The organism is Microbacterium sp. NPDC055521 (genome assembly GCF_053619695.1).
In genome coordinates, this window is the sequence record NZ_JBSHJX010000003.1 from 162,699 (window position 1) to 183,041 (window position 20,343).

General features: G+C 68.3%; 20 protein-coding genes. 5 read left to right on the forward strand and 15 right to left on the reverse strand.

The window, feature by feature from the left end; translation table 11 throughout:
- Positions 1-133 precede the first annotated feature (133 nt).
- The 14 genes from mnhG to ACWGSM_RS04370 all read right to left on the reverse strand — a co-directional run bounded on the left by mnhG (position 134) and on the right by ACWGSM_RS04370 (position 15,428).
- Positions 134-532 carry a monovalent cation/H(+) antiporter subunit G gene (gene mnhG / locus ACWGSM_RS04305; protein WP_452321738.1) on the reverse strand — a complete coding sequence of 133 codons (399 nt, stop codon included), beginning with the start codon at positions 530-532 and terminating at the stop codon, positions 134-136.
- Positions 529-798, reverse strand: a complete 270-nt coding sequence (locus ACWGSM_RS04310) for a monovalent cation/H+ antiporter complex subunit F (RefSeq protein WP_313355514.1) — start codon at positions 796-798, stop codon at positions 529-531. The genes mnhG and ACWGSM_RS04310 overlap by 4 nt, the downstream gene beginning before the upstream one ends.
- On the reverse strand, positions 795-1,364 hold the full coding sequence (locus tag ACWGSM_RS04315) for a Na+/H+ antiporter subunit E (protein ID WP_452321739.1): 570 nt from the start codon (positions 1,362-1,364) through the stop codon (positions 795-797). Before ACWGSM_RS04315 ends, ACWGSM_RS04310 begins: the two co-directional genes overlap by 4 nt.
- Positions 1,364-2,917 (reverse strand): Na+/H+ antiporter subunit D, encoded by a 1,554-nt coding sequence (locus ACWGSM_RS04320; protein WP_452321740.1) that lies wholly within the window; start codon positions 2,915-2,917, stop codon positions 1,364-1,366. Before ACWGSM_RS04320 ends, ACWGSM_RS04315 begins: the two co-directional genes overlap by 1 nt.
- Positions 2,914-3,480: a Na(+)/H(+) antiporter subunit C gene (locus tag ACWGSM_RS04325; RefSeq protein ID WP_452321741.1), complete on the reverse strand. Its 567-nt coding sequence runs from the start codon at positions 3,478-3,480 to the stop codon at positions 2,914-2,916. Before ACWGSM_RS04325 ends, ACWGSM_RS04320 begins: the two co-directional genes overlap by 4 nt.
- The gene (locus ACWGSM_RS04330) at positions 3,480-6,398 is read right to left on the reverse strand and encodes a Na+/H+ antiporter subunit A (protein WP_452321742.1); all 2,919 of its coding nucleotides are present in this window, start codon (positions 6,396-6,398) and stop codon (positions 3,480-3,482) included. The genes ACWGSM_RS04325 and ACWGSM_RS04330 overlap by 1 nt, the downstream gene beginning before the upstream one ends.
- A gap of 168 nt (positions 6,399-6,566) precedes the next feature.
- A complete protein-coding gene (locus ACWGSM_RS04335) occupies positions 6,567-7,640 on the reverse strand; it encodes a Gfo/Idh/MocA family protein (RefSeq protein ID WP_452321743.1) in 1,074 nt (357 codons plus the stop codon).
- The gene (locus ACWGSM_RS04340; RefSeq protein ID WP_452321744.1) at positions 7,637-8,698 is read right to left on the reverse strand and encodes a Gfo/Idh/MocA family protein; all 1,062 of its coding nucleotides are present in this window, start codon (positions 8,696-8,698) and stop codon (positions 7,637-7,639) included. The genes ACWGSM_RS04335 and ACWGSM_RS04340 overlap by 4 nt, the downstream gene beginning before the upstream one ends.
- A gap of 10 nt (positions 8,699-8,708) precedes the next feature.
- Positions 8,709-9,626, reverse strand: coding sequence for a carbohydrate ABC transporter permease (locus tag ACWGSM_RS04345; RefSeq protein ID WP_452321745.1), 918 nt, complete (start codon positions 9,624-9,626; stop codon positions 8,709-8,711).
- Entirely contained in the window at positions 9,616-10,563 is a 948-nt protein-coding gene (locus ACWGSM_RS04350; protein WP_452321746.1) for a carbohydrate ABC transporter permease, read from the reverse strand. The genes ACWGSM_RS04345 and ACWGSM_RS04350 overlap by 11 nt, the downstream gene beginning before the upstream one ends.
- A 5-nt stretch (positions 10,564-10,568) precedes the next feature.
- Positions 10,569-11,867, reverse strand: coding sequence for an ABC transporter substrate-binding protein (locus ACWGSM_RS04355; RefSeq protein ID WP_363381924.1), 1,299 nt, complete (start codon positions 11,865-11,867; stop codon positions 10,569-10,571).
- A gap of 45 nt (positions 11,868-11,912) precedes the next feature.
- On the reverse strand, positions 11,913-13,085 hold the full coding sequence (locus tag ACWGSM_RS04360) for a Gfo/Idh/MocA family protein (protein ID WP_452321747.1): 1,173 nt from the start codon (positions 13,083-13,085) through the stop codon (positions 11,913-11,915).
- Positions 13,082-14,251: an ROK family protein gene (locus ACWGSM_RS04365; RefSeq protein ID WP_452321748.1), complete on the reverse strand. Its 1,170-nt coding sequence runs from the start codon at positions 14,249-14,251 to the stop codon at positions 13,082-13,084. The genes ACWGSM_RS04360 and ACWGSM_RS04365 overlap by 4 nt, the downstream gene beginning before the upstream one ends.
- A 103-nt stretch (positions 14,252-14,354) precedes the next feature.
- Positions 14,355-15,428 carry a LacI family DNA-binding transcriptional regulator gene (locus tag ACWGSM_RS04370; protein WP_452321749.1) on the reverse strand — a complete coding sequence of 358 codons (1,074 nt, stop codon included), beginning with the start codon at positions 15,426-15,428 and terminating at the stop codon, positions 14,355-14,357.
- 68 nt (positions 15,429-15,496) lie between these two features.
- Here ACWGSM_RS04370 and ACWGSM_RS04375 point away from each other — a divergent pair, with 68 nt between their 5' ends.
- Genes ACWGSM_RS04375 through ACWGSM_RS04385 form a run of 3 tightly spaced genes read left to right on the forward strand, consistent with a single transcriptional unit; the run spans position 15,497 to position 18,123 of the window.
- A complete protein-coding gene (locus tag ACWGSM_RS04375) occupies positions 15,497-16,720 on the forward strand; it encodes an MFS transporter (RefSeq protein WP_452321750.1) in 1,224 nt (407 codons plus the stop codon).
- A gap of 9 nt (positions 16,721-16,729) precedes the next feature.
- Positions 16,730-17,425 (forward strand): endonuclease NucS, encoded by a 696-nt coding sequence (nucS, locus tag ACWGSM_RS04380; protein WP_452321751.1) that lies wholly within the window; start codon positions 16,730-16,732, stop codon positions 17,423-17,425.
- Positions 17,426-17,454: 29 nt separating this feature from the next.
- Positions 17,455-18,123, forward strand: a complete 669-nt coding sequence (locus ACWGSM_RS04385; RefSeq protein ID WP_452321752.1) for an HAD hydrolase-like protein — start codon at positions 17,455-17,457, stop codon at positions 18,121-18,123.
- Between the two features lie 67 nt (positions 18,124-18,190).
- On the opposite strand, the gene ACWGSM_RS04390 is transcribed toward ACWGSM_RS04385, so the two are convergent.
- Positions 18,191-18,397 carry a cold-shock protein gene (locus ACWGSM_RS04390; RefSeq protein ID WP_071641060.1) on the reverse strand — a complete coding sequence of 69 codons (207 nt, stop codon included), beginning with the start codon at positions 18,395-18,397 and terminating at the stop codon, positions 18,191-18,193.
- 628 nt (positions 18,398-19,025) lie between these two features.
- On the opposite strand from ACWGSM_RS04390, the gene ACWGSM_RS04395 reads away from it, so the two are divergent.
- Both ACWGSM_RS04395 and ACWGSM_RS04400 read left to right on the forward strand, forming a co-directional pair.
- A complete protein-coding gene (locus ACWGSM_RS04395; protein WP_099196818.1) occupies positions 19,026-19,199 on the forward strand; it encodes a CsbD family protein in 174 nt (57 codons plus the stop codon).
- An 85-nt stretch (positions 19,200-19,284) separates the two neighbouring features.
- Positions 19,285-20,343 carry a carboxylate-amine ligase gene (locus tag ACWGSM_RS04400; RefSeq protein WP_452321753.1) on the forward strand — a complete coding sequence of 353 codons (1,059 nt, stop codon included), beginning with the start codon at positions 19,285-19,287 and terminating at the stop codon, positions 20,341-20,343.

A 20,343-nucleotide genomic window follows, 5' to 3' on the forward strand; every position in this document is an offset into this window, starting at 1 on the left:
ACCGCCCCCCCCGTCACACTTCGGGGGCCGACACTCCAGATGTCGGACGGATGCCCGGGATCTGCCCGACATGTGGAGTGTCGGCCCCCGGATCGTAAGCCCTCCGGACCCGCCGGCCGCGCTGCGGGTGGGGTCAGCCGGCTGCGGGTGGGGTCTGCTTCGAGTCGGCGTAGTCGTCGGCGACGAGGGTGTGGACCTGGATCGTGCCGTTGCGGTACGCCTGACGGCCCACCATGTGCGCCGAGAGCGGCGCGGTCGCGAACTGCAGCAGGATCACCGGGATGACGATCACGAGGCCCAGCAGCATGCCGCCGATCGTGCGCTGCGCCACGGCGATGGCCAGGCAGATCAGTACGAGACCGAGCACCTGCGGCTTGGTTCCTGCGTGCAGACGGCTGGGCACGTCGCGGAAGTGCAGCAGACCGACCGAGGCCGACAGGCAGAGGATGGCGCCCAGCAGCACGAGGATCAGCGCGATGGTCTCCGCCACCGGCGCCGGCAGGGCGATCTCGAGGAACGATGTCACGGTCATGGTGTCGTGTTGTCCCTTCGGGCCACGTAGCGGGCGACGGAGATGGATGCGAAGACGCCGACGGCGGCGATGATGAGCATCACGGGGATGTTGCGCGTGTGCCCGTTGATCGCCATGTCGGCACCGAGCACGCACATCACCTCGGTGAGCAGCACGTCCGATGCCACCGTGCGGTCGAGGATGGACGGCCCCCGCACGATCCGGATCACGGCCATGATCGCCGCGACGCCGAAGACGACGAGGATGGCGATGAGCAGCGGGTTCATCGTGTGCCTCTCTTCACGTCGGCCTTGAGCGCCCGGTACTGCTCGGGCGTGCCGACGGCGCGCACGATGCGGCGCTCCCAGCGCAGCACCCCCTCGCGGAACCGGTCGACGTCGTCGCGGGTGCGCACGCCGATCACGTGCAGGTACAGGATGCGTCGGTCGCGGTCGCTCTCGACGACCAGCGACCCGGGGATGAGCGAGGCCGTCACGGCGACGTGCGTGGTGAGGATGTCGTCGGCATACCTCAACGGGATCGCGATGATCGCCGCCCCCGGCTGGCGCCGGAAGTCGAACACCTGGACGGTCACGCTGATGGCGCCCATCACCACCGCGCCGAGGAAGCGGGCGATGAACACCAGCGAGTGCCAGATGTTCACCCGACCGACCAGCTCGACCGTCGGCAGGCGGAAGACCCGGGTCACGAAGATCGCGACCAGGATGCCGGTGACGACAGCCAGCGGCGTGAGCTGCTGCCACAGCAGCACCCAGAGCACCACCAGCCAGACCATGAACGGCAGCTGGAGCAGGATGTCGCGAACGATGCGGCGCCGAGAATCGATGTTCATCAGCTCGCCCCCTCGTCGATCAGCTCGAGCGTGACCGGCTGCAGCAGCCCTGCTCCGATGCGGTCGCAGATCGCGTACAGGGGACCGGCGAAGACGGTCAGCGCGATCGTGACCGACACCATGCCCGCGGTGGCATATGTCATGATCGCGGGGATCTCACGCGTCTCGCCCTGCTCGTCGGCCGCCGGCGCGTTACCCAGGTACTCGATGCGGCCGTCGCTCTCGGCGCCGCCGTCGTCCTCGCGCCAGAACGCGAGGTTCCACGCGCGCATGAGCGCGTAGAGGGTGAGCAGCGAGGTCAGGATGCCGCCGAAGATCAGCACGATCATCAGCGGCGTGCCCACCGCGGCCGCGGCCTCGAAGAGCGCGACCTTGCCGATGAAACCCGAGAATGGCGGCAGACCGCCGAGGTTGATGGCGGGCACGAAGTACAGCACCGCCAGCACCGGTGCGGCCTTCATCAGACCGCTCACCCGCAGGATCGACGTGCTGCCCGCCTTGCGCTCGATGAGCCCGACGGCGAGGAACAGCGTGGTCTGCACGACGATGTGGTGCACGATGTAGTACACCGTGGCGCCGATCGCAGCCTCCGTCGCGATCGCCAGGCCGAAGATCATGTACCCGACGTGACTGACCAGGGTGAACGACAGGATCCGCTTCAGCTCAGCCTGTGCCACGGCGCCGAGCACTCCGATCACCATGGTGGCGAGCGCGACGATCAGCAGCAGGGTGTTGATGTCGCTGCTCGCGAACAGCTGGGTCTCGGTACGGATCAGCGCGTACACGCCGACCTTGGTCAGCAGGCCCGCGAACACCGCGGTGACCGGGGCGGGCGCCGTGGGATACGAGTCGGGCAGCCAGAACGACACCGGGAAGATGGCGGCCTTGATGCCGAACGCGACCAGCAGGATGAGGTGCAGCACCAGCTGCGTCTCCTGCGGCAGCTGAGCGACGCGTTCGGCGACCTGAGCCATGTTGACCGTGCCGACGGCGCCGTAGATCAGCGCGATCGCGGCGAGGAAGAGGATCGACGACACGAGCGAGACGACGATGTACACCGCGCCCGTGCGGATGCGCGACTCGGTGCTTCCCAGTGTGATCAGCACGTACGACGCCACGAGCAGGATCTCGAATCCGACGTAGAGGTTGAACAGATCGCCGGCGATGAACGCATCGAAGATGCCGGCCGCGAGGATGAGGTAGGTCGGGTTGAAGATCGAGATCGGCGTCTCCTCGGCGCCGTCGGCGGCGCCCTGACCGATCGAGAAGAGCAGCACCGCGAGCAGCACGATGCTCGAGACCAGCACGAGCAGCGCCGCCAGGCGGTCGACGTAGAGGATGATGCCGAACGGCACGGGCCAGCCGCCGACGGATACCGCGAACGGCTGATCCGAGGCATCCACCGCCAGCAGCAGCACCGCTGCGATGATCGAGACCGCCACCAGGGTGGCCGTGGTGACGACGACCTGCAGCCGGGGATTGCGGCCGAAGATCAGCGTGAGAGCCGCACCGAGCAGCGGCAGCATCACGATGAGGGGGACGAGTGCGCTCACGTCCGACTCCCCTCGTCATCGCCCTGGGCCCCTGAGCCTGCCGAAGGGCCGGAACCACGGGCGTCCGGAACATCCACCGGCGCGTCGTCGACGATGGCGGGGTGATCGCGCATGTTCAGCACGGTGATGGGAGCGGTGGTGACGCCGACGAAGTCCGTGGTCGCCTCCTCGTCTTCGGGAGTGGACTCGTCGTCGAAGAGGTCCTCCTCGGCATCCGTGCGCTCGCGCACGGCGATGTCGCCCGGGTCGTCCTCGACGGTGTCTGCCTGCCCGAGCTGCCACGAGCGGTAGATGAGGGCGAGCAGGAACGCCGAGACGGCGAACGTGATGACGATCGCGGTCAGCGTCAGCGCCTGCGGCAGCGGGTCGCTGACCGCCCCCGTCTCCTCATAGAACGGCGCTGCCCCCGGCACGCCCATCACGATCAGCAGCAGCAGGTTCGTGGCGTTGCCGAGCAGGAGGAAGCCGATGAGCACCCGCGTGAGGCTGCGCTCCATCATCGCGTAGACGCCGGCGGCGAACAGCACGGCCATGATCACGATGAGAGTGAGGGAGACGTCCATCAGATGGCCGCCTCCTTGCTGCGCGTCTCAATGGCCTGCCGGTCGACCTCGGCGCCGAGGCTGCGCAGCACGTCGAGCACGAGCCCGATGACGACGAGGTACACGCCGATGTCGAAGACCGTCGAGCTGACGAACTCGATATGACCGAGCAGCGGCACCTCGGCCTCCCACACCGCACTCTGCAGCGGTGCCAGGCCGAAGAACAGCGGCAGCAGCGCCGCACCCACGGCGAGGATCAGCCCGCCGCCCAGCAGCCGTCCGGCGTCGGTGGGGGCGGCCGCACCCAGCTCCCACCGCCCGCCGGCGATGTAGCGCATCACGAGCGCCATTCCCGCGACCAGTCCCCCGGCGAAGCCGCCGCCGGGCAGGTTGTGGCCGGCGAACAGCAGGTAGATCGACACGAGGATGATCGTGTGGAACAGCACCCGCACGATCACCTCGAGCAGGATCGAACGGTTCTCGGCCTTCATCTGCTGACTGCTGACCAGCCATGCGCGCGGCGCGCCGCGGTTCTCGGCGGTCTGGAATCGCAGGCCCTCGTCGGTCTCGACCATCGGCCGGCGCGCCGTCGCGCGGCGGGTCGTCTCGGGCAAGTCGCGCGTCGCCGAGAGCAGGTCGGCGCGGTGGGTGACGAAGACGAGGGATGCCACACCCGTCGCGGCCAGCACGAGCACGCTCAGCTCGCCCATCGTGTCCCATCCGCGCAGGTCGACGAGGGCGACGTTGACGACGTTCTTGCCGTGCCCCAGCTCGTAGGCCAGCTGGGGGAAGTCGATCGAGATCGGGTCGAACATGCGCGCCTGGGTGGCGACGATGGCGAGGAAGGCCATCACCACGCCGACACCGACAGCCAGCACGGCACGCGGGATCCGCCCCACCGACGCGTTGTGCTCGCCCATGCGCGAAGGCAGCCGACGCAGCACCAGGGCGAAGGTGACCATGGTGACGGTCTCGACGAGGATCTGCGTGAGCGCGAGGTCGGGAGCGCCGCTGGTCGCGAACAGCACGACCATGCCGAGCCCCGTCACCGAGACGAGCACCACTCCCGTGTAGCGCTTGCGGGCGCGCACGGCGATGATGCCCGCGATGGCCATCACCGGCGCGACGACGATCTGCACCGGCGTGTGCCACGCCGAGAGGGCGAGTCGATCGGGCATCGCGGCGACGAGCGCGGTGGCCTCCGCGGCGAGCAGCACGACGAAGATCGTGCCGACGTACAGCGGCAGCGAACCGCGCTGCGTGACGCTCGTGGTCAGCACCGAGAGGCGGTCGACGCCGCGCATGACGAGGTAGTACGCGTCGGCGGCGGTGAAGCGCAGCAGGCGGCGACGACGATCCCATCGGGTCCGGATGCTGATCACGAACGCCCCGATGCCCAGGGCGATCGCGCCGAGCGAGAGCAGTAGCGCAGGCTCCACCCCGTGCCAGAGGGCCAGGTGCCCCGGCTCCTCGGAGCCCAGCGTCTTCGCATATCCCTGCAGGGCGACATCGACGGCGGGCGCGCCGATGCCGGCGGCGATCGAGAGACCGGCCAGCATGATCGGAGCCGACAGGAAGCCCACCGGCGGATCGGGCCATGCTGTTTCCGGCATGGAGGCGCCGTCGGCATCCTTCTTGCGCCAGAACGCGCCCCAGAGGAACCGGCAGCCGTAGGCGACGGTGAGGATCGCACCGATGGTCACGCCGACCAGGGCCACCCACCCCCACGCCGAGCCTCGCAGGGCGTCATCGAGCAGGGCGGTGAAGGCCGACTCCTTGCCGACGTACCCGATCGTCGGGGCGACGCCCATCATCGAGGCCACCGAGATGAACGCGGCCGTCGCCATCACCGGCGCCTGGCGGCCGACGCCCGACAGCTCGTCGATGTCGCGCGTGGAGAGCTGGCGGTCGATCACGCCGACGATGAGGAACAGCGCAGACTTGAACAGCGCGTGCCCGATGACGAGAGCGAGGCCCGCCAGTGCCGCGGCCGGCGTGCCGTAGCCGACCACGACCGAGAAGAAGCCGAGCTGGCTGACGGTGCCGAAGGCGAGGATGCGCTTGAGGTCGGTCTCACGCAGCGCCTGGATGCCGCCGAGCAGCATCGTGAACACGCCGAGCGTGATGACGATCGGGCGCCACGGAGCCGACAGGGCGAAGATCGGCGCGAAGCGCGCGATGAGGTAGATACCGGCCTTCACCATCGCGGCGGCATGCAGATACGCGCTGACCGGTGTGGGTGCCGCCATGGCGCCGGGCAGCCAGAAGTGGAACGGGAACAGCGCCGACTTCGAGATCGCCCCGATGAGCAGCATCACGATCGCGGCATCGACGACAGGTCCGGTCGGGGCGAGCGCGAGCAGCTCCCGGATGCTGGTCGTGTCGGCGTCGACGGCGAGCAGGATGACCCCGACGAACATGACGAGTCCGCCGAGCGTGGTCACCAGTAGCGCCTGGAGCGCGGCTCGACGGCTGGCCGCGCGTCGCCGATAGTGGCCGATGAGCAGGTACGACAGGATGCTGGTGATCTCCCAGAACATCACGAGCATCACCACATCATCGGTGAGCACCAGCCCGTACATCGCACCGGCGAAGCCGAGCAGGACGCCGGCGAACTGGCCGACCTCGCGCCCGTCGTCGTAGAAGTACCAGCGGCAGTACAGCAGCACGAGCGCGCCCACCCCGGTGACGATCAGCGTGAGCACCCAGCCGAGCACGTCCATGTGCATCGACAGGTTCAGTCCGAGCTGCGGTATCCATCGGTAGAGCTCGAAGGGGGCATCCTGCCCGTCCAGCACCCGCGGTGTCTGCACAAGGGCGTGCACGAAAGCCGCGCCGGGGATGAGCGCCCCGAACATGAACGCCTGTGCTCCGAGCCAGCGCACCAGAACGGGAAGAAGAAGAGACCCGGCCAGGAACACGGCGAGGAGCAACAGCATAAGCGGCTCCTCAAGCTCGTCGAGGCCTTCCGGCACGGGCGGGCGATGTGACTCTATTCTACGGGCGCGTTTCGCCCCTGCGGTCACCTCGTCTCACATCCCGCAGTGCGGATGCCCGAACGGGCACCCGCACTGCTTCGCCTGAGCGGCTCTCGTATGCCGCGTCGTTCACTCCTCGGGAAGCGCCTCGACGGCCACAGGCGCGCCGCTCAGCGCGGATCGCCGAGCGGCATCCACGATCTGCACCGTGCGAATGCCGACACCGCCATCCGGTTGCGGGCGAACGGTCGGGGCCACTCCGGCGCTGGCCCTTCCGGTCGTCCGGACTGCGTCGAGGAACTCCTGAAGCAGGGCCGCATCTGTGTCGGTTGCGTAACCGAGATGGATGGGACCGTCCGCGCCCTGCCCGTCGACGCGCTCGGCGAACGGGGCGATCTCTACCGAGCCCGCCGAGCCGGTGACCTTCAGGGTGAGCCCGCCCCAGGTCGGAGCGGAATCGGGCTGACTCCACGAGCAGTCGATCGTGGCGATGAGGCCGCTGCGGTAGGTGATGGTCACGAGTCCGGCTGTCTCGACCTCGACGTCCTTCTCGGCATGCAGGATGCGGTTCGCCGCCGCGTACACCGTCACCGCGGGTTCCCCGCCGGTGAGCGCGTCGATGAGATCGGCGCAGTGCACGACGTGGTCGACGAGCGCGCCCCCGCCCGACAGATCCGGATCGGTGAACCAGCGGCGGGCGTCGATGGGGATCTTGCCGTTGTTGGTGCCCACGATCGCGAACGGGTGGCCGATGCTGCCTGCCTGCACATGCGCACGCATCGCGGCGAACTGCGGGGCGAAGCGGACGGGGAAGGCGACCATGAGGATGACGCCGGCTCGCTCGCATGCGTCGACCATGGCACGCGCATCGTCGACCTCGGTGGCGAGAGGCTTCTCGCACAGCACGTGCGCCCCTGCTGCCGCCGCCCGCTCGACAAGAGCGCGGTGCCCGGCGTTCTCGCTCGTGACGATCACCGCGTCCGGCCCCCACGAGAAGAGCGCGTCGTAGTCGTCGACGTAGTCGACGCCCAGCTCGGCTGCCAGGGCGGCGCCGCGCGGCTGGTCATCCGGGGCATGGGCCCCGTCCGGATCGCTCGCCAGCAGCTCGATCCCCGGCCTGGCCTGCAGGGCGGCGATGTAGGACGTCGCATGCAGGTGCGCGAAGGACGCGATCGCGATGCGCAGTGGCCTGTCCGTGCTCATGCTGTCTCCTCCTGCGCCTGATGAGCGCTGTCCGGGTCGGAGGTCCGCTGCTGCGCGAGCTCCGCCATCGTCACCACCTGTCCGGTGCTCAGTGAGCGCTGCGCCGCCTGAGCGAGATAGACAGCCATCGCACCGTCCTCCGCGCTCACCCGCGCGGGGCGCCCGCTGCGGAACGACTCGGCGAAGTCACGGAGCTCGGTCAGGTACGGACTCTCCCGCACAGCCGCCTCGGGGATGGTCAGGTCGCCCTGCTCGTGCCCCTGAGCCTCCAGCACCAGCCCGGTGTTCTCCAGCGACGAGTACTCCAGCACGCCGCGATCGCCCGCGAGCGAGAACCCGGTCTTGAACACCGTGCCGATCGCGCCCCACGTGGCGTGGATGTGCGAGATCGCGCCGCCGACATGCGTCAACGACACGTGCGCTGAGACGAACGGCGGACTGATGCCGTCGACGCTCGGCGGATTCTGCACCGCGTACACCGTCTCGACCTCGCCGCAGATCCACCGCGCCTGATCGAGGTCGTGCAGCATCAGGTCCATGATCACGCCGCCGGATTCCGCCTCGTTCTGGAACCAGGTGCCGTCTGCGGGCGATGATCCTTCCCGGAAGAAGCGCGCCACCGCGACCGTGCCAATGCGCCCGGCATCCACCGCGGCCTTCGCCCGCATGTACGGCGCCATGTATCGCACGACGTGCGCGGGGTAGATCTGGACGCCCGCCCGCACCGCCGCGGCATGGACTCGACGCGTCGCCTCGGCGGAGAGAGTGAGCGGCTTCTCACAGACGATGTTGCGACCTGCCGCCACGGCGGCGAGCGCGATCTGCTCGTGCGTGTGCGTCGGCGTGACGATGTCGACGATCTCCGCCCGTGCGAGCAGCTCGTCGAGCGAGCCGACGACCTCGAGGTCGTGCCGGGCGGCGAGCTCCTCCGCTCCCGCGAGCGAGTGCACGAGGACATGCGCGCCCAGCTGCTTCCACGCTGCGGCGTGCACCTGCGAGATGCCGCCGGCCCCGACCAGCCCGACGACGAGCGGGTCGGACTCTGCTGAGTGAGTCATGAGTTCCCTTCTATTTCAGCCCGGAGAAGGCGATGCCCTCGACGACCCGGCGCTGCAGGATGATGAACGAGATGAGCACGGGCGCCATCGCCAGCAGCGAGGCCGCCATCAGCACTCCGGTGTGGATGCTGGCGCGATAGCCCTGAAGGGTCGCGAGACCCACCGACAGCGGCATCGATTCGGGTGTGCTGGCGACCACCAGCGGCCAGAGCAGATCGTTCCACGACGCGAGGATCGTGATGATGGCGAGGGAGACGAGCCCTGGCTTGGCGAGCGGAAGCATCACGCGCCAGAAGATCTGCCAGCTGTTACACCCGTCCAGACGCGCGGCCTGCTCGAGCTCCGCGGGCATGGTGCGGAAGAACTGCACCATGAGGAAGGTGCCGAACGCGCTGAACAGTCCGGGCAGGGCGATGCCGAGCACGGTGTCGAGCAGTCCGAATCCCTGGATGATCTGGTACTGCGGGATGAGGTAGACCTGCGCGGGCACCATCAGGATCGACAGGATGAGTGCCAGCAGCACGCCCTTGAAACGGAACTGCATGCGCGCGAAGGCATAGCCCGCCATCGAGCACAGCAGCACCTGGCCGAGCGTGCGCAGCGCGGTGACGCCCACCGAGACCCAGAACTGGCTGAGGAACGGCAGTCGCTGGAACACCTCGGCGTAGTTCTGCCACTCGGCCGAGGACGGCCAGAAGTTCGGCGGGATCGCCATGATCTCCGCCTCGGTCGACAGTGAGAGCTTCACCTGCCACAGGAAGGGGAAGATCATCAGCAGCGATGCGAGAGCGAGCACGACGTGCGCGATCGTGTGGCTGCCCGTGCGACCGCCGCGCGTCGTGGCCGCGGGGCGTTTGCCGGAGCGTCGCCCGAGGGTCACCATCGCCTCGGTCGCCGACCCTGTCGTGCTGGTCGTGTCAATCGACATAGTGCACCCACTTCCTCTGCATCCGGAACTGCAGAAGTGTCACCGCGGCGATGATGAGCAGGATGACCATCGCCACTGCCGAGGCGTAGCCCTTGTCGTTGGCGAGGAAGGCCGCATCGTAGAAGCGGAACACCAGAGACTGCGTCTTGGGCATCACCGGGTTGGTCGGGCCGAGCAGCGCGTACAGCAGGTCGAACAGCTGGAAGCCGTTGATGAGCTGCATGACGGTCAGGAAGAAGATCGACGGCGTCAGCAGCGGCACGGTCACCGAGAAGAACTGTCGCGTCGGCGAGGCGCCATCGAGCGACGAGGCCTCATACAGCTCGGCGGGGATCCCCTTCAGGCCGGCGGCGAGGATGATCATGTTGAAGCCGATCGACATCCACAATCCCAGTACCGACACGGCGATCAGCGCGAACCACTCCGTGGAGATCCACGCGGGTCCGAGGATGCCGAGGGTGGAGAGCATCGCGTTGATGATGCCGTAGTCCTGGTTGTAGATGATCTTCCAGACCATGGCGATCGCCGTGGGCATCGCCACGTAAGGCAGGAAGAAGCAGATCCGATAGAGGGTCGCGAAACGCAGCCCCGGCCGGTTCAGCAGACTGGCGAGCACCGTGGCGATCGGGATGCCGAGCAGCAGGATCGCCGTGTAGATCACCGTGTTCAGGATCGAGCGCAGCGTCTGCGAATCGTTCAGCAGACGCACGTAGTTCTCGGCGCCGATCCAGGTCGCTCCACCGAAGACTCCCCACTCGGTGAAGCTGTAGTAGGCGGACTGGGCGAGCGGCCACAGGTAGAAGAGGATCACGCCGGCGAACAGCGGCGCGACGAAGACGAAGGGCCAGTAGCCGTCGGCCGATCGCGTTCGCTTCGCGACTGGGACGGCCGGGGTGGGCGCGGTGCGCGCGCCCACCCCGTTCCGTGCGGAGCTCATCCGACTCACTTCTCCTTGCCGAGAGCCTCGTTCATCTTCTCCGCGAGCTCCTTCGCGACCTCGTCGACGGGACGGTCGCCGGAGAACGCCTCGGGGAGCAGCTCGGTCTCGAACTTGTTCCAGGCGCTGGTGTTCTTCGAGATCGGGTACGGCTGTGCGTACTCATCCGCGGCGGTGAGGAAGATCTCCAGGTTGTAGGCCGGTGCCGAGTCGACGAACGCCTGCTGGGTTCCTTCGTAGGCCGGGTTGGCGGTGCCCATCTCGGCCTGGATGAGCGCGGCCTTCTCAGAGCCGAGATACGCAAGGAACGCCTGAGCGGCAGGGTCGGAGGCCGCCTTCGCGCTCATCGAGTTGCCGATGCCGTGGATGACGGTCTGCCGGTCGCCCGAGGGCGCAAGCGGCAGCTCGACGACGCCGATCTTGTCCTTGACGACGGAGTCCAGCAGCGGTGCGACCTGCCACGTGCCAGACCACACCATCCCGGCCTGGCCGTTGAGGAAGCGCTGAGTGCCGGTGGTGTCGGCGTTCTGCGAGGGGGTCAGCGTGGCGCCGTCGGCGACCATGTCGCGCCAGAACTGGATCGCCTCGATGGTCTTCGGGTCGTCGTAGCCGGACTTCCCGTCCTTGATGATGCTGCCGCCGTTGCTGACGATAGCGGGGTAGAGCATGGGCTGGTTGTCGTAGTTCTCGCCGGTGCCGATGATCCCCTCCGAGCCGAGGCGGTCGGTGATCTGGTTGGCCATCGCCCGGTAGTCATCCCAGGTCCAGTCGGAGGTGGGCTCCTCCAGTCCGGCCCGCTCGAGGATCTCGCGGTTGTAGTACACCGCGATGGTGTCGAAGTCCTTCGGCACGCTGTACTGCTCGTCGCCGAGGCTGTACATGCTGTTCAGCGCTTCGGGGTACTTCGAGGTGTCGAGCATGTCGGCCTCGACGAGCGGTGACAGCGGCGCGAGCATGTCGTTCGAGGCGAAGAGCTGGAAGTTCGGGCCGTTCATCCAGAACACCTCGGGGAGGGTGCCCGACGACGCCTGCGTCTGCAGCTTGGTGAAGTACTGCGCATACGCCGTGACTTCGATCTTGACCTTGACGTTCGGGTAGGTCTTGTTGAAGTCGTCGATCAGCGCCTCCATCCCTGGCTGCTGATTGACATCCCAGATGGCGTACGACAGCTTGCCGCTGATGTCGGCGGGATCGAGCGAGGTGTCGACCTCGCCTCCGCCGTTCGTTCCGCCGCCTGAGCAGCCGGTGAGCAGGAGTGCACCGACGATGATGCCGACGCCGATGCCGCTTCGCATGGACCGCATGTTTCTCTCTTTCGTTCGGTGGGCGCAGGCAGCGCCCGCCCGCCGTCAGGCGGGGACTTGATGGTTGTCGAAGTAGTGCTGGAGTGATGGAGCGAGTGGCGCGATGGTCATCGGCACCGATCCCTGCCGCAGGGACTGGGTGGCGGTGATGCCCGTCGCGACGGCCTGGCGCGCGGCGACGGGTGATGTCGCCGTGCTTCCCCCGTGCGCGACGAACCCGAGGAACTCGGCCATCGTCAGCTGATCGGCTTCACCGTGGCCTGCCGCGTCGCCGGCGATGGGGAACTCGAGGTCGCCGCGTTCCTGGTAGTCGTGCCGACGGTTCCAGACGCGCACGACGCCGCCTTCTGTGTCACCGAAGTTCTCGGCTCGACCGCGAGTGCCGATGATCGTGTAGTTGCGCCAGTAGTCGGGAGTGAAGTGACACTGCTGGTACGACGCGAGAACTCCGTTCGAGAGCCGCATCTGCACCATCGAGACGTCCTCGACGTCCACTGTGGGGTTGAGGTCGATCTGCGCTTCCGGCGGCCAGTTGTCATGGCTGAACCAGTCGCGCAGCAGCCGATCGGAGTTGTCGCGACGCGAGGTCACTCTGTCGTACACCATGAGGTCGCCCATGCCGACGACCTGTTCGGTATAGGCGCCTGCGATCCAGTGGATGACATCGATGTCATGGGCGCCCTTCTGCAGCAGGAGGCTGCCGACCCTCGCACGCTCGGCATGCCAGTCCTTGAAGTAGTAGTCGCCGCCGTTGCCGACGAAGTGCCGGCACCAGACTGCTCGCACCTCGCCGATCGCACCGCTCGCGACGATGTCGCGCAGACGACGCACCACGTCCATGTGGCGCATGTTGTGCCCGACGTACAGCCGACTGCCTGACTCGTACGCCGCGAGCAGGATGCGATCGCAGTCCTCGACCGTGATGGCGAGGGGCTTCTCGAGGTACACAGCGACTCCTGCGCGAAGCAGGAACTCCGCGGCATCCGCGTGGGCGTCGTCCGGAGTCGTGACGATCGCCGCGTCGACGTCGAGCGCCACGAGGTCGTCGAGGGACGTGACGAACGCGACGTCGTCGCCGAACAGACGCCGGGCCCGCGCGGCCGCCTCGGGACGCACGTCGACGGCGGCGACCAGTCGGGCGTCGACGCCGGCATCGTTCACCCATCGTCCGATCTCGGCTCGCGCGCCGACGCCGACGATCCCCACTCGGAGCGTCATGCCGCTGCCTTCCCGTCGGCGGGCATGGTGATGGTGGGCACCGGGGCATCCGGGATGCCGAACAGGCGCTGCGAGCCGCGCTGGAAGGCCAGGGCGAGCGCTCCGGCCGCGGAGCCTATCGAGCCGAGCGGCGAGGCCAGGACCTCGGGCTGCGCCGGAAGGACGATCAGGCGGTGGATCTCGTCGCGGAGCATGTCGACGAAGAGCTCTCCCGCGCGCGACAGTCCCCCGCCGATGACGATCCGGGCGGGATCCACCACCAGTGCGACCGTGCTGAGCAGCGGCGCGATCTCGGTGACGAATCCGCGCACCTCCTCGAGCGCCTGCACGTCGCCCGCCGATGCCGCGGCGAGCACATCCTCGCCGGTCGGCCCGGTGCGCCATGCGAGGTTCCCCTTCACCGAGGTGCGGGTCCAGCGCATACCGCGCAGGCTTCCCACCTCTCCGGCGCTGCGATGAGCGCCTTGGAAGATCTGCCCGCCGAAGGTCTGCGCGAGCGAGATCCGGTTGCCGATCTGGATGAAGAGGATGTCGTCGATACCGCGTGCCGCACCCATGTGATGCTCGGCGTAGGCGGCGAGCTTGATGTCGTTCTCGATCAGGGACTCGCAATCGAAGCGTCGCGCCACCTCCTCTGCGATGGGAACGCCGTTCCACTCCGGCACGGCGAAACTGTCGACGAGTCGGCCGTCGTCGCCGATGATTCCGGAGACCGCTGTGCAGCTCGCATGCAGTCGGTCGGGGGCCGCGCCGCTCGCCGCGAGGGCCTGCCGCACGGTGTCGGTGACGAGGTCGATACGCTCGGCGGCGGTCGGCGTCCCAGGCACCGTCGCGTGGGCGCGACTCACGACCCGCCCGCGGAGGTCCGAGATGAGGACGCGCACGTTGCGCGGACCGGCGTCGATGCCGGCGACCAGCGCACTCATCTCGTCGAGGATGTACCGCCGTGCCGGCCGGCCTCCGGCACTGGATCCGGCCGATGCCGCCGCGGCGACGACCGTCCCGCGTCGCTCGAACCCCGCGATGGCCGCCTCGACGGTCGGACGAGAGAGCGCCGTGACCGCCGCCAGCTCGCTGATCGTCACCGGGTCTTCGGTCGCACGCAGCGCAGACAGGCACGCGAGGGCATTGCTGCGACGGATGTCCGCCGGGCCCAGCTGGTTCATTCTGGCCTGCCTTCGCGAGGTCTGAGAGTTACGCTATGAGGTTATATAACCACATAGCGTAATCCGAAGACAATGCGGGGCCGAATGCCCGCTGCGCGACGACTCAGTGAACAGGCGGGGCAGATGTCTCGCCGGCGCGGAATTCGCACGAGAAGTGCACTGATTCGCCCGGTTCGCCCCCGAGCATCCGCGTCACCTGCTCGCCTGCCGCGCGACCCTTTTCGAGCGCAGGCTGCGCCATGGTGGTGAGCTCGAGCGAGCCGAGCCCGTCGGCGGCGATGCCGTCGAAGCCGACCACCGTGAGGTCGTCGGGCACCCGCAGTCCGAGCTCTTCAGCCGCTCGGATGGCGCCCACGGCGAGCAGGTCGCTCTGCGCGATGATCGCGGTCGGCCGGTCGTCGCGCAGAGCTCCGTCGTCGGTGGCGAGCAGCATGCGGGCGACCAGGTAGCCCTCGTCGACCAGGCTGCCCCCCGCCGTGACGGCCACCGCCTCGGGGAACACCTCCCGGAAGCCCGCCAGCCGGTCGAGCGTGACAGAGACGGTGGCCACCGCCTCCCTCTCCGCAGTCAGCGGCACGCGCTCTCGCGCCGAGTCCACCGGCAGCGTGATGCTCGCCACTCGTCTATGCCCGAGCTGGAATACATGCCGGGAGATGGTCGCGCTCGCCTCACGATTGTCGAGCGTGACCTGCGGAACCTCGATACCGGCCCCACCCTCGATCACCACGACGGGCAGGCCGCGCTGCCGCACGACCTCGAGCAGCTCGCCGGCCCGCGCCGAGCATCCGATCAGCACGACGGCGTCGACGGGTGCCTCGGCGATGGCCGGCGGCTCGTCGTCGCGCGGGTCGTCGCGCAGCAGCAGGATGCCCGTGCTGATCGACGCCAGCGCGTCGGTCAGGCCATCCATCATCACCGTGGTGACCGGGTCGAGGAACGCGTGCCGCAGCTCACCGGCGAGCACGACCCCCACGATGCCGCTGCGACCCGTGCGCAGCGAGGCGGCGCGAGGGTCGGGTCCGGTGTAGCCGAGGGCCGCCGCCGCCGCGAGGACCTTCTCCCGGGTGGCGTCTGCGACGTTCACCTTGCCGCTGAACACGACCGATGCCGTCGATGTCGACACCCCGGCCTCGCGCGCGACGTCGGCGATCGTCGCTCGTCGCATCCCGGTGCCCATGCTCCGAGGATAGCTCGCGGCTCCCACCGAAGGGCTCGTGTATCGAATCGTTTCGATACACTGTCGGGATGGATACCGCCCTCACCCGCTCGCAGTTCGTCCGCTGGCGCATCGCGATCTTCGCGATCTTCCTCGCCAGCGGCCTGTCGATCGCGACCTGGGCGTCACGGGTGCCGAGCATCGCAGCCGCGCTGCAGATCGACAAGGCGCAGATCGGCCTGCTGCTGCTCGCTATGGGCATCTCGTCGATCATCGGCATATCGACCGGCCCGGTCGTGATGGCCCGCACCGGCGCACGCCTGGGGATGCTCATCGGCATGGTGCTCTTCGGCTCGGGCGTCATCCTCATCGGCGTCGGCACCGACGTGTTCGGATCCATTCCCGTCGTCGTGCTGGGCATGGTGCTGTTCGGCTTCGGCAACGGCTCGGTCGACGTCATGATGAACGTCGAGGCCACCGCCATCGAGCAGCAGATGGGCAAGACGATCCTGCCGGTGTTCCACGCCTTCTTCAGCTTCGGCACGGTCATCGGCGCCGGCGCAGGTGCAGGAGCCGCCCTGCTCTCGATGAACGTCGCCACGCATGCCGGCATCATCGGCGCGATCATCCTCACCGCTGCCGTCATCTGCTTCGTCCAGGTGCCCGTGCGCGAGGCGGCCCTCGACCCGGCGCCCGACGAGAAGCCGTCGGTGCGCCGACGTCTGAACACCGCTCTCGAGGCGTGGCGCGAGCCGCGCACGTACGCGCTCGGCATCGTCATGCTCGGCATGTCGTTCGCCGAGGGCGGCGCCAACGACTGGATCGCCCTCGGCGTCGTCGAGGGCCACGGCGAAGAGGTGAGCATGGGTGCGCTCGCGCTCACCGTGTTCTCGGTGGGCATGACCGCCGTGCGCCTGTGCGGCGGGCCGCTCGTCGACCGCTTCGGTCGGGTCGCCGTGCTGCGCGTTCTCGCCGCGACCGCGGCATCCGGCATCCTGCTCTTCATTCTCGCGCCCAGCCTGCCGCTCGTGCTGCTGGGAGCCGCGCTCTGGGGGATCGGAGCCTCGCTCGGGTTCCCGCTCGGCATGTCGGCCGCGGCCGACGACCCGGCCAAGGCGGCAGCCCGGGTGAGCGCGGCGGCGACCATCGGCTATGTCGCCTTCCTCGGCGGGCCGCCCGTGCTCGGTCTGATCAGCGAGCACATCGGACTGCTGAACACCCTGTTCATCCTGGTGGCGCTCGTGGTGATGTCGGGACTGTTCTCGTCGGCCGCGAAGCCGTTGCGCGCCACCGACCCCGCCCTGACGAACTAGGCTCGACGGGTGCGTCTCGTCATCGCCCGCTGCTCGGTCGACTACACCGGTCGGCTCAACGCCCACCTGCCCCTCGCCACGCGCCTGCTGGTGCACAAGGGCGACGGCAGCCTGCTCGTGCACTCCGACGGCGGCAGCTACAAGCCGCTGAACTGGATGAGCCCGCCGTGCTCGCTCTCCCCCGAGATCCCCGGCGAGGAGGAGGCCGGCGCCGGCGTCATCGAGGTGTGGCGCGTCACCCACAAGAAGACCGGCGATGCGCTGCGCGTGCAGATCTACGAGATCATGCACGATTCGCAGCACGATCTCGGCATCGACCCCGGCCTGCAGAAGGACGGCGTGGAGGCCGACCTGCAGCGGCTGCTCGCCGAGCAGGTCGACCTCATCAGCGAGGGCGCGACGCTGGTGCGTCGCGAGTACCCGACGGCGATCGGTCCCGTCGACCTGATGGTTCGGGATGCCCGGGGCGCCGCCATCGCGGTCGAGGTGAAGCGGCGCGGTGACATCGACGGTGTGGAGCAGCTCACCCGCTACCTCGAGCTGCTCGGCCGCGACCCGCACCTCGCGCCCGTCACCGGGGTGTTCGCCGCCCAGGAGATCAAGCCCCAGGCCCGCGTGCTCGCCGAGGATCGCGGCATCCGGTGCGTCGTGCTCGACTACGAGGGCATGAAGGGCATCGAGTCGGGCATCCCCCGGCTTTTCTGAGCATCCTCTGCGCCCCGTAGGCTGGATGCATGCCCGCCTCGTCATACACCTGCGTCCTCTGGGACGTCGACGGCACCATCGCCGACGCGTCCGCCGGCATCCTCCCCCGCCTGCAACAGGTGTTCGCGTCGTACGGTCTGCCTGAGCCCGAGGCCGAGGCGCTGTCGTCGTGGATCGGCCCGCCGATGCTGGAGTCGTTCGAGCTGCGCGCGGGAATGGACGCCGCGCAGGCCGAAGAGGCGGTGCGGCGGTATCGCGCTCTCGCCGCGGCAGACGGATACGCGGCCTCGGTGGACCTCTACCCCGGCGTCGCCGATGTGCTGCGCGCAGTTCACGCCGCGGGCATCCCGCAGGCGACGGCCAGCACCAAGCCCGAGAACCAGGTGCGGGCGATCCTCGATCACTATGAGCTGACGCCGCTGTTCACCGCGGTCTCCGGTGCCAGGGTCGGAAGCGTCGGCAACCACGACGGCAAGGCCTTCGTGGTCGGCCAGGCGCTCGACCGGCTGCGCTCCGCCGGTGTCGACGTGTCGCGCCCGGTGCTGATCGGCGACCGCCACCACGACGTCGACGGCGCGGCCGAGCACGGCATCCCGGTCATCTTCTCGGACTGGGGTTTCGGGCATCCGGATGAGGCCGACGGCGCGACGGCGCGGGTGGCCGATGCCGACGAGCTGCACGCCCTGCTGCTCGGCTGAGTCTCGAGCACCCTGCAGACGCAGAACTCCCCGGCGCCGATCGGCACCGGGGAGTTCGGAACCCGCCTCAGAGAGGGCGGATGTTCTCGGCCTGAAGGCCCTTGGGGCCCTGTGCCACATCGAACTCGACGCGCTGGTTCTCGTCGAGTGACCGGTAGCCGCTGGATGCGATCGCGGAGTAATGCGCGAACACGTCGGCGCCTCCGTCATCGGGGGAGATGAAGCCGAAGCCCTTCTCCGAGTTGAACCACTTGACCGTGCCCTGGGTGCTCATCTACTGCCGTTCTGCTGATTGCCATGTCGACGCAGGATGCCCCGACTGCGCTAACGCTATCCCAGGGGACCCTTCCGTCAATAGGTCGAAGCGGAAGGTGATCCAAATGTTGCATGAAATGTGGATGGCCCCCACCGCGGGGGGAGCGGTGAGGGCCGAAGACGACCGGAGGGTGCGTCAGGATTCAGCATACATGAGTCTTGATAAATTTGTCCCCCATATGGGGGACAAATCGGAGAATCAATGCCATGATGAGAGCGGGCCCCCGCCTCAGCTTCTGGGGAGATGCAGGCGAAGGGACCGACCGCATGTGGAGATCGTCGGAAACTGGGGAGTAGCCGTCACCGAAGGGGAATCGGGGAACAAACGATCGGATCCCACCGCATGCACCTCCAGGATACGAACTGGGGGACAACAGGGGGATTGCAGGCTCGGAGAGGAATCGTCAGCACAGCGAGGCCGACGACCTCTCCGAGCCGCTTCATGCGGGATGCCTCCTCGAGCATCCGCGACGTATCGCGCACCGCCGCGGCTGTCAATCCCTTGGCCTCATCCCGCCCGCCGGTGACACGCTGGCATCTCCACGTCAGACCGGGCGGTGATCCCGCCCCGAACGGAGGGAGAACCCATGGGAGCCATGGACGACGCCAAGCACAACACCGAGAAGCTCGTGGGCAAGGCCAAGGAGGGCATCGGCGATGCCACCGACAACGAGCGTCTTCAGGCCGAGGGCAAGACCGATCAGGTCAAGGCCGACGCCAAGAAGATCGGCGACGACGTCAAGGACGCGTTCGACAAGTAACCTTCGCGGCCGTTGCGCCTGACATCGCGCCGCTGACCTCCGGGTCGGCGGCGCTTGTCGTATCCCCAGCCGACAGGAGAAGCAGATGGATGCCACGCGCTTCGGCGTCGAAGAGGAGTTCGTGCTGCTCGACGAGTCCGCACTGATCCCGCTGTCGGGCAGCGGCATCGTCGATCGGGTCAAGGGCGCTGCGCCAGGCGGGGGCGTGATCACCTCCGAGTACCTCACCTGCCAGTTCGAGTGCGCCACGGATCCCGTTCGCACACTGGGCGCGGCCGGGTCGCAGCTCGGCGGGATGCGCCGGATGCTCGCGGAGCTGGCCCCGGAGAATGCGCTCGTCGCCGCCACCGGCGCTCCGCTCGCGCAGTGGAGCGCGCCGCTGATCTCCGCGTCGAAGCACTACGACGACGTATCGACTCTGCTCGGACAACTCACCAGGCAGCACGCGGTCAACGGTCTGCACGTGCACGTCGAAGTGGTCGGCGATGAAGAGCGAGTACGCGCGCTGAGGCGAGTGCGCGCCTGGCTGCCGGTGCTGCTCGCCCTCAGCGCCAATTCGCCGTTCACGTATGGCGTGCCGTCAGGGCTGGCGAGCTGGCGCAGTGTGCTCATCAGGCGGCTGCCCGTGTCGTGGGCGCCTCCTGCCTTCCACGACGCGGACGAGTATCACCGCACCGTCGAGCAGATGGTGACCGTCGGGCTGCTCCCCTCGCGCGGATCGACCTCGTGGGCGGTGCGCCTGTCTGAGAGGTTCGACACCGTGGAGACACGGGTCGCCGACGCTCAGCTGCGGGTCGACGATGCGCTGCTGCAGGCCTCACTCACGCGCGCCATCGCCGTGGCCGATGATCTGCCGGATGCCGCTCCGCCGGCCGCTGAGCTCGATGCGGCACTGTGGCTGGCGGCCCGCCACGGCATGGAGGCGCGGCTGTTCACGCCCGAGGGTGAGATCGAAGACGCGTGGGCGGCGACCGAGCGGATGCTCGACGGCATCCGGCCCGCACTCGCCGCCCTCGGCGATGAGGCCTTCGTCGACGAGCATCTGGCACGACTGCGGTCGGAGGGCACCGGATCGCACCGGCAGCTGCGCGCGTATCGGTCAGGCGGCGTGCAGGCGCTGGCGGTTCTGTACCGCGAGTGGTGA

What these genes read in the sequence shown, in the direction of transcription:
- mnhG (WP_452321738.1), bottom strand. Translation starts at nt 532, where the DNA reads ATGACCGTGACATCGTTCCTCGAGATCGCCCTGCCGGCGCCGGTGGCG.
- ACWGSM_RS04310 (WP_313355514.1), bottom strand. Translation starts at nt 798, where the DNA reads ATGAACCCGCTGCTCATCGCCATCCTCGTCGTCTTCGGCGTCGCGGCG.
- ACWGSM_RS04315 (WP_452321739.1), bottom strand. Translation starts at nt 1,364, where the DNA reads ATGAACATCGATTCTCGGCGCCGCATCGTTCGCGACATCCTGCTCCAG.
- ACWGSM_RS04325 (WP_452321741.1), bottom strand. Translation starts at nt 3,480, where the DNA reads ATGGACGTCTCCCTCACTCTCATCGTGATCATGGCCGTGCTGTTCGCC.
- ACWGSM_RS04330 (WP_452321742.1), bottom strand. Translation starts at nt 6,398, where the DNA reads ATGCTGTTGCTCCTCGCCGTGTTCCTGGCCGGGTCTCTTCTTCTTCCC.
- ACWGSM_RS04335 (WP_452321743.1), bottom strand. Translation starts at nt 7,640, where the DNA reads ATGAGCACGGACAGGCCACTGCGCATCGCGATCGCGTCCTTCGCGCAC.
- ACWGSM_RS04340 (WP_452321744.1), bottom strand. Translation starts at nt 8,698, where the DNA reads ATGACTCACTCAGCAGAGTCCGACCCGCTCGTCGTCGGGCTGGTCGGG.
- ACWGSM_RS04345 (WP_452321745.1), bottom strand. Translation starts at nt 9,626, where the DNA reads ATGTCGATTGACACGACCAGCACGACAGGGTCGGCGACCGAGGCGATG.
- ACWGSM_RS04350 (WP_452321746.1), bottom strand. Translation starts at nt 10,563, where the DNA reads ATGAGCTCCGCACGGAACGGGGTGGGCGCGCGCACCGCGCCCACCCCG.
- ACWGSM_RS04355 (WP_363381924.1), bottom strand. Translation starts at nt 11,867, where the DNA reads ATGCGGTCCATGCGAAGCGGCATCGGCGTCGGCATCATCGTCGGTGCA.
- ACWGSM_RS04360 (WP_452321747.1), bottom strand. Translation starts at nt 13,085, where the DNA reads ATGACGCTCCGAGTGGGGATCGTCGGCGTCGGCGCGCGAGCCGAGATC.
- ACWGSM_RS04365 (WP_452321748.1), bottom strand. Translation starts at nt 14,251, where the DNA reads ATGAACCAGCTGGGCCCGGCGGACATCCGTCGCAGCAATGCCCTCGCG.
- ACWGSM_RS04370 (WP_452321749.1), bottom strand. Translation starts at nt 15,428, where the DNA reads ATGGGCACCGGGATGCGACGAGCGACGATCGCCGACGTCGCGCGCGAG.
- ACWGSM_RS04375 (WP_452321750.1), top strand. Translation starts at nt 15,497, where the DNA reads ATGGATACCGCCCTCACCCGCTCGCAGTTCGTCCGCTGGCGCATCGCG.
- ACWGSM_RS04385 (WP_452321752.1), top strand. Translation starts at nt 17,455, where the DNA reads ATGCCCGCCTCGTCATACACCTGCGTCCTCTGGGACGTCGACGGCACC.
- ACWGSM_RS04390 (WP_071641060.1), bottom strand. Translation starts at nt 18,397, where the DNA reads ATGAGCACCCAGGGCACGGTCAAGTGGTTCAACTCGGAGAAGGGCTTC.
- ACWGSM_RS04395 (WP_099196818.1), top strand. Translation starts at nt 19,026, where the DNA reads ATGGGAGCCATGGACGACGCCAAGCACAACACCGAGAAGCTCGTGGGC.
- ACWGSM_RS04400 (WP_452321753.1), top strand. Translation starts at nt 19,285, where the DNA reads ATGGATGCCACGCGCTTCGGCGTCGAAGAGGAGTTCGTGCTGCTCGAC.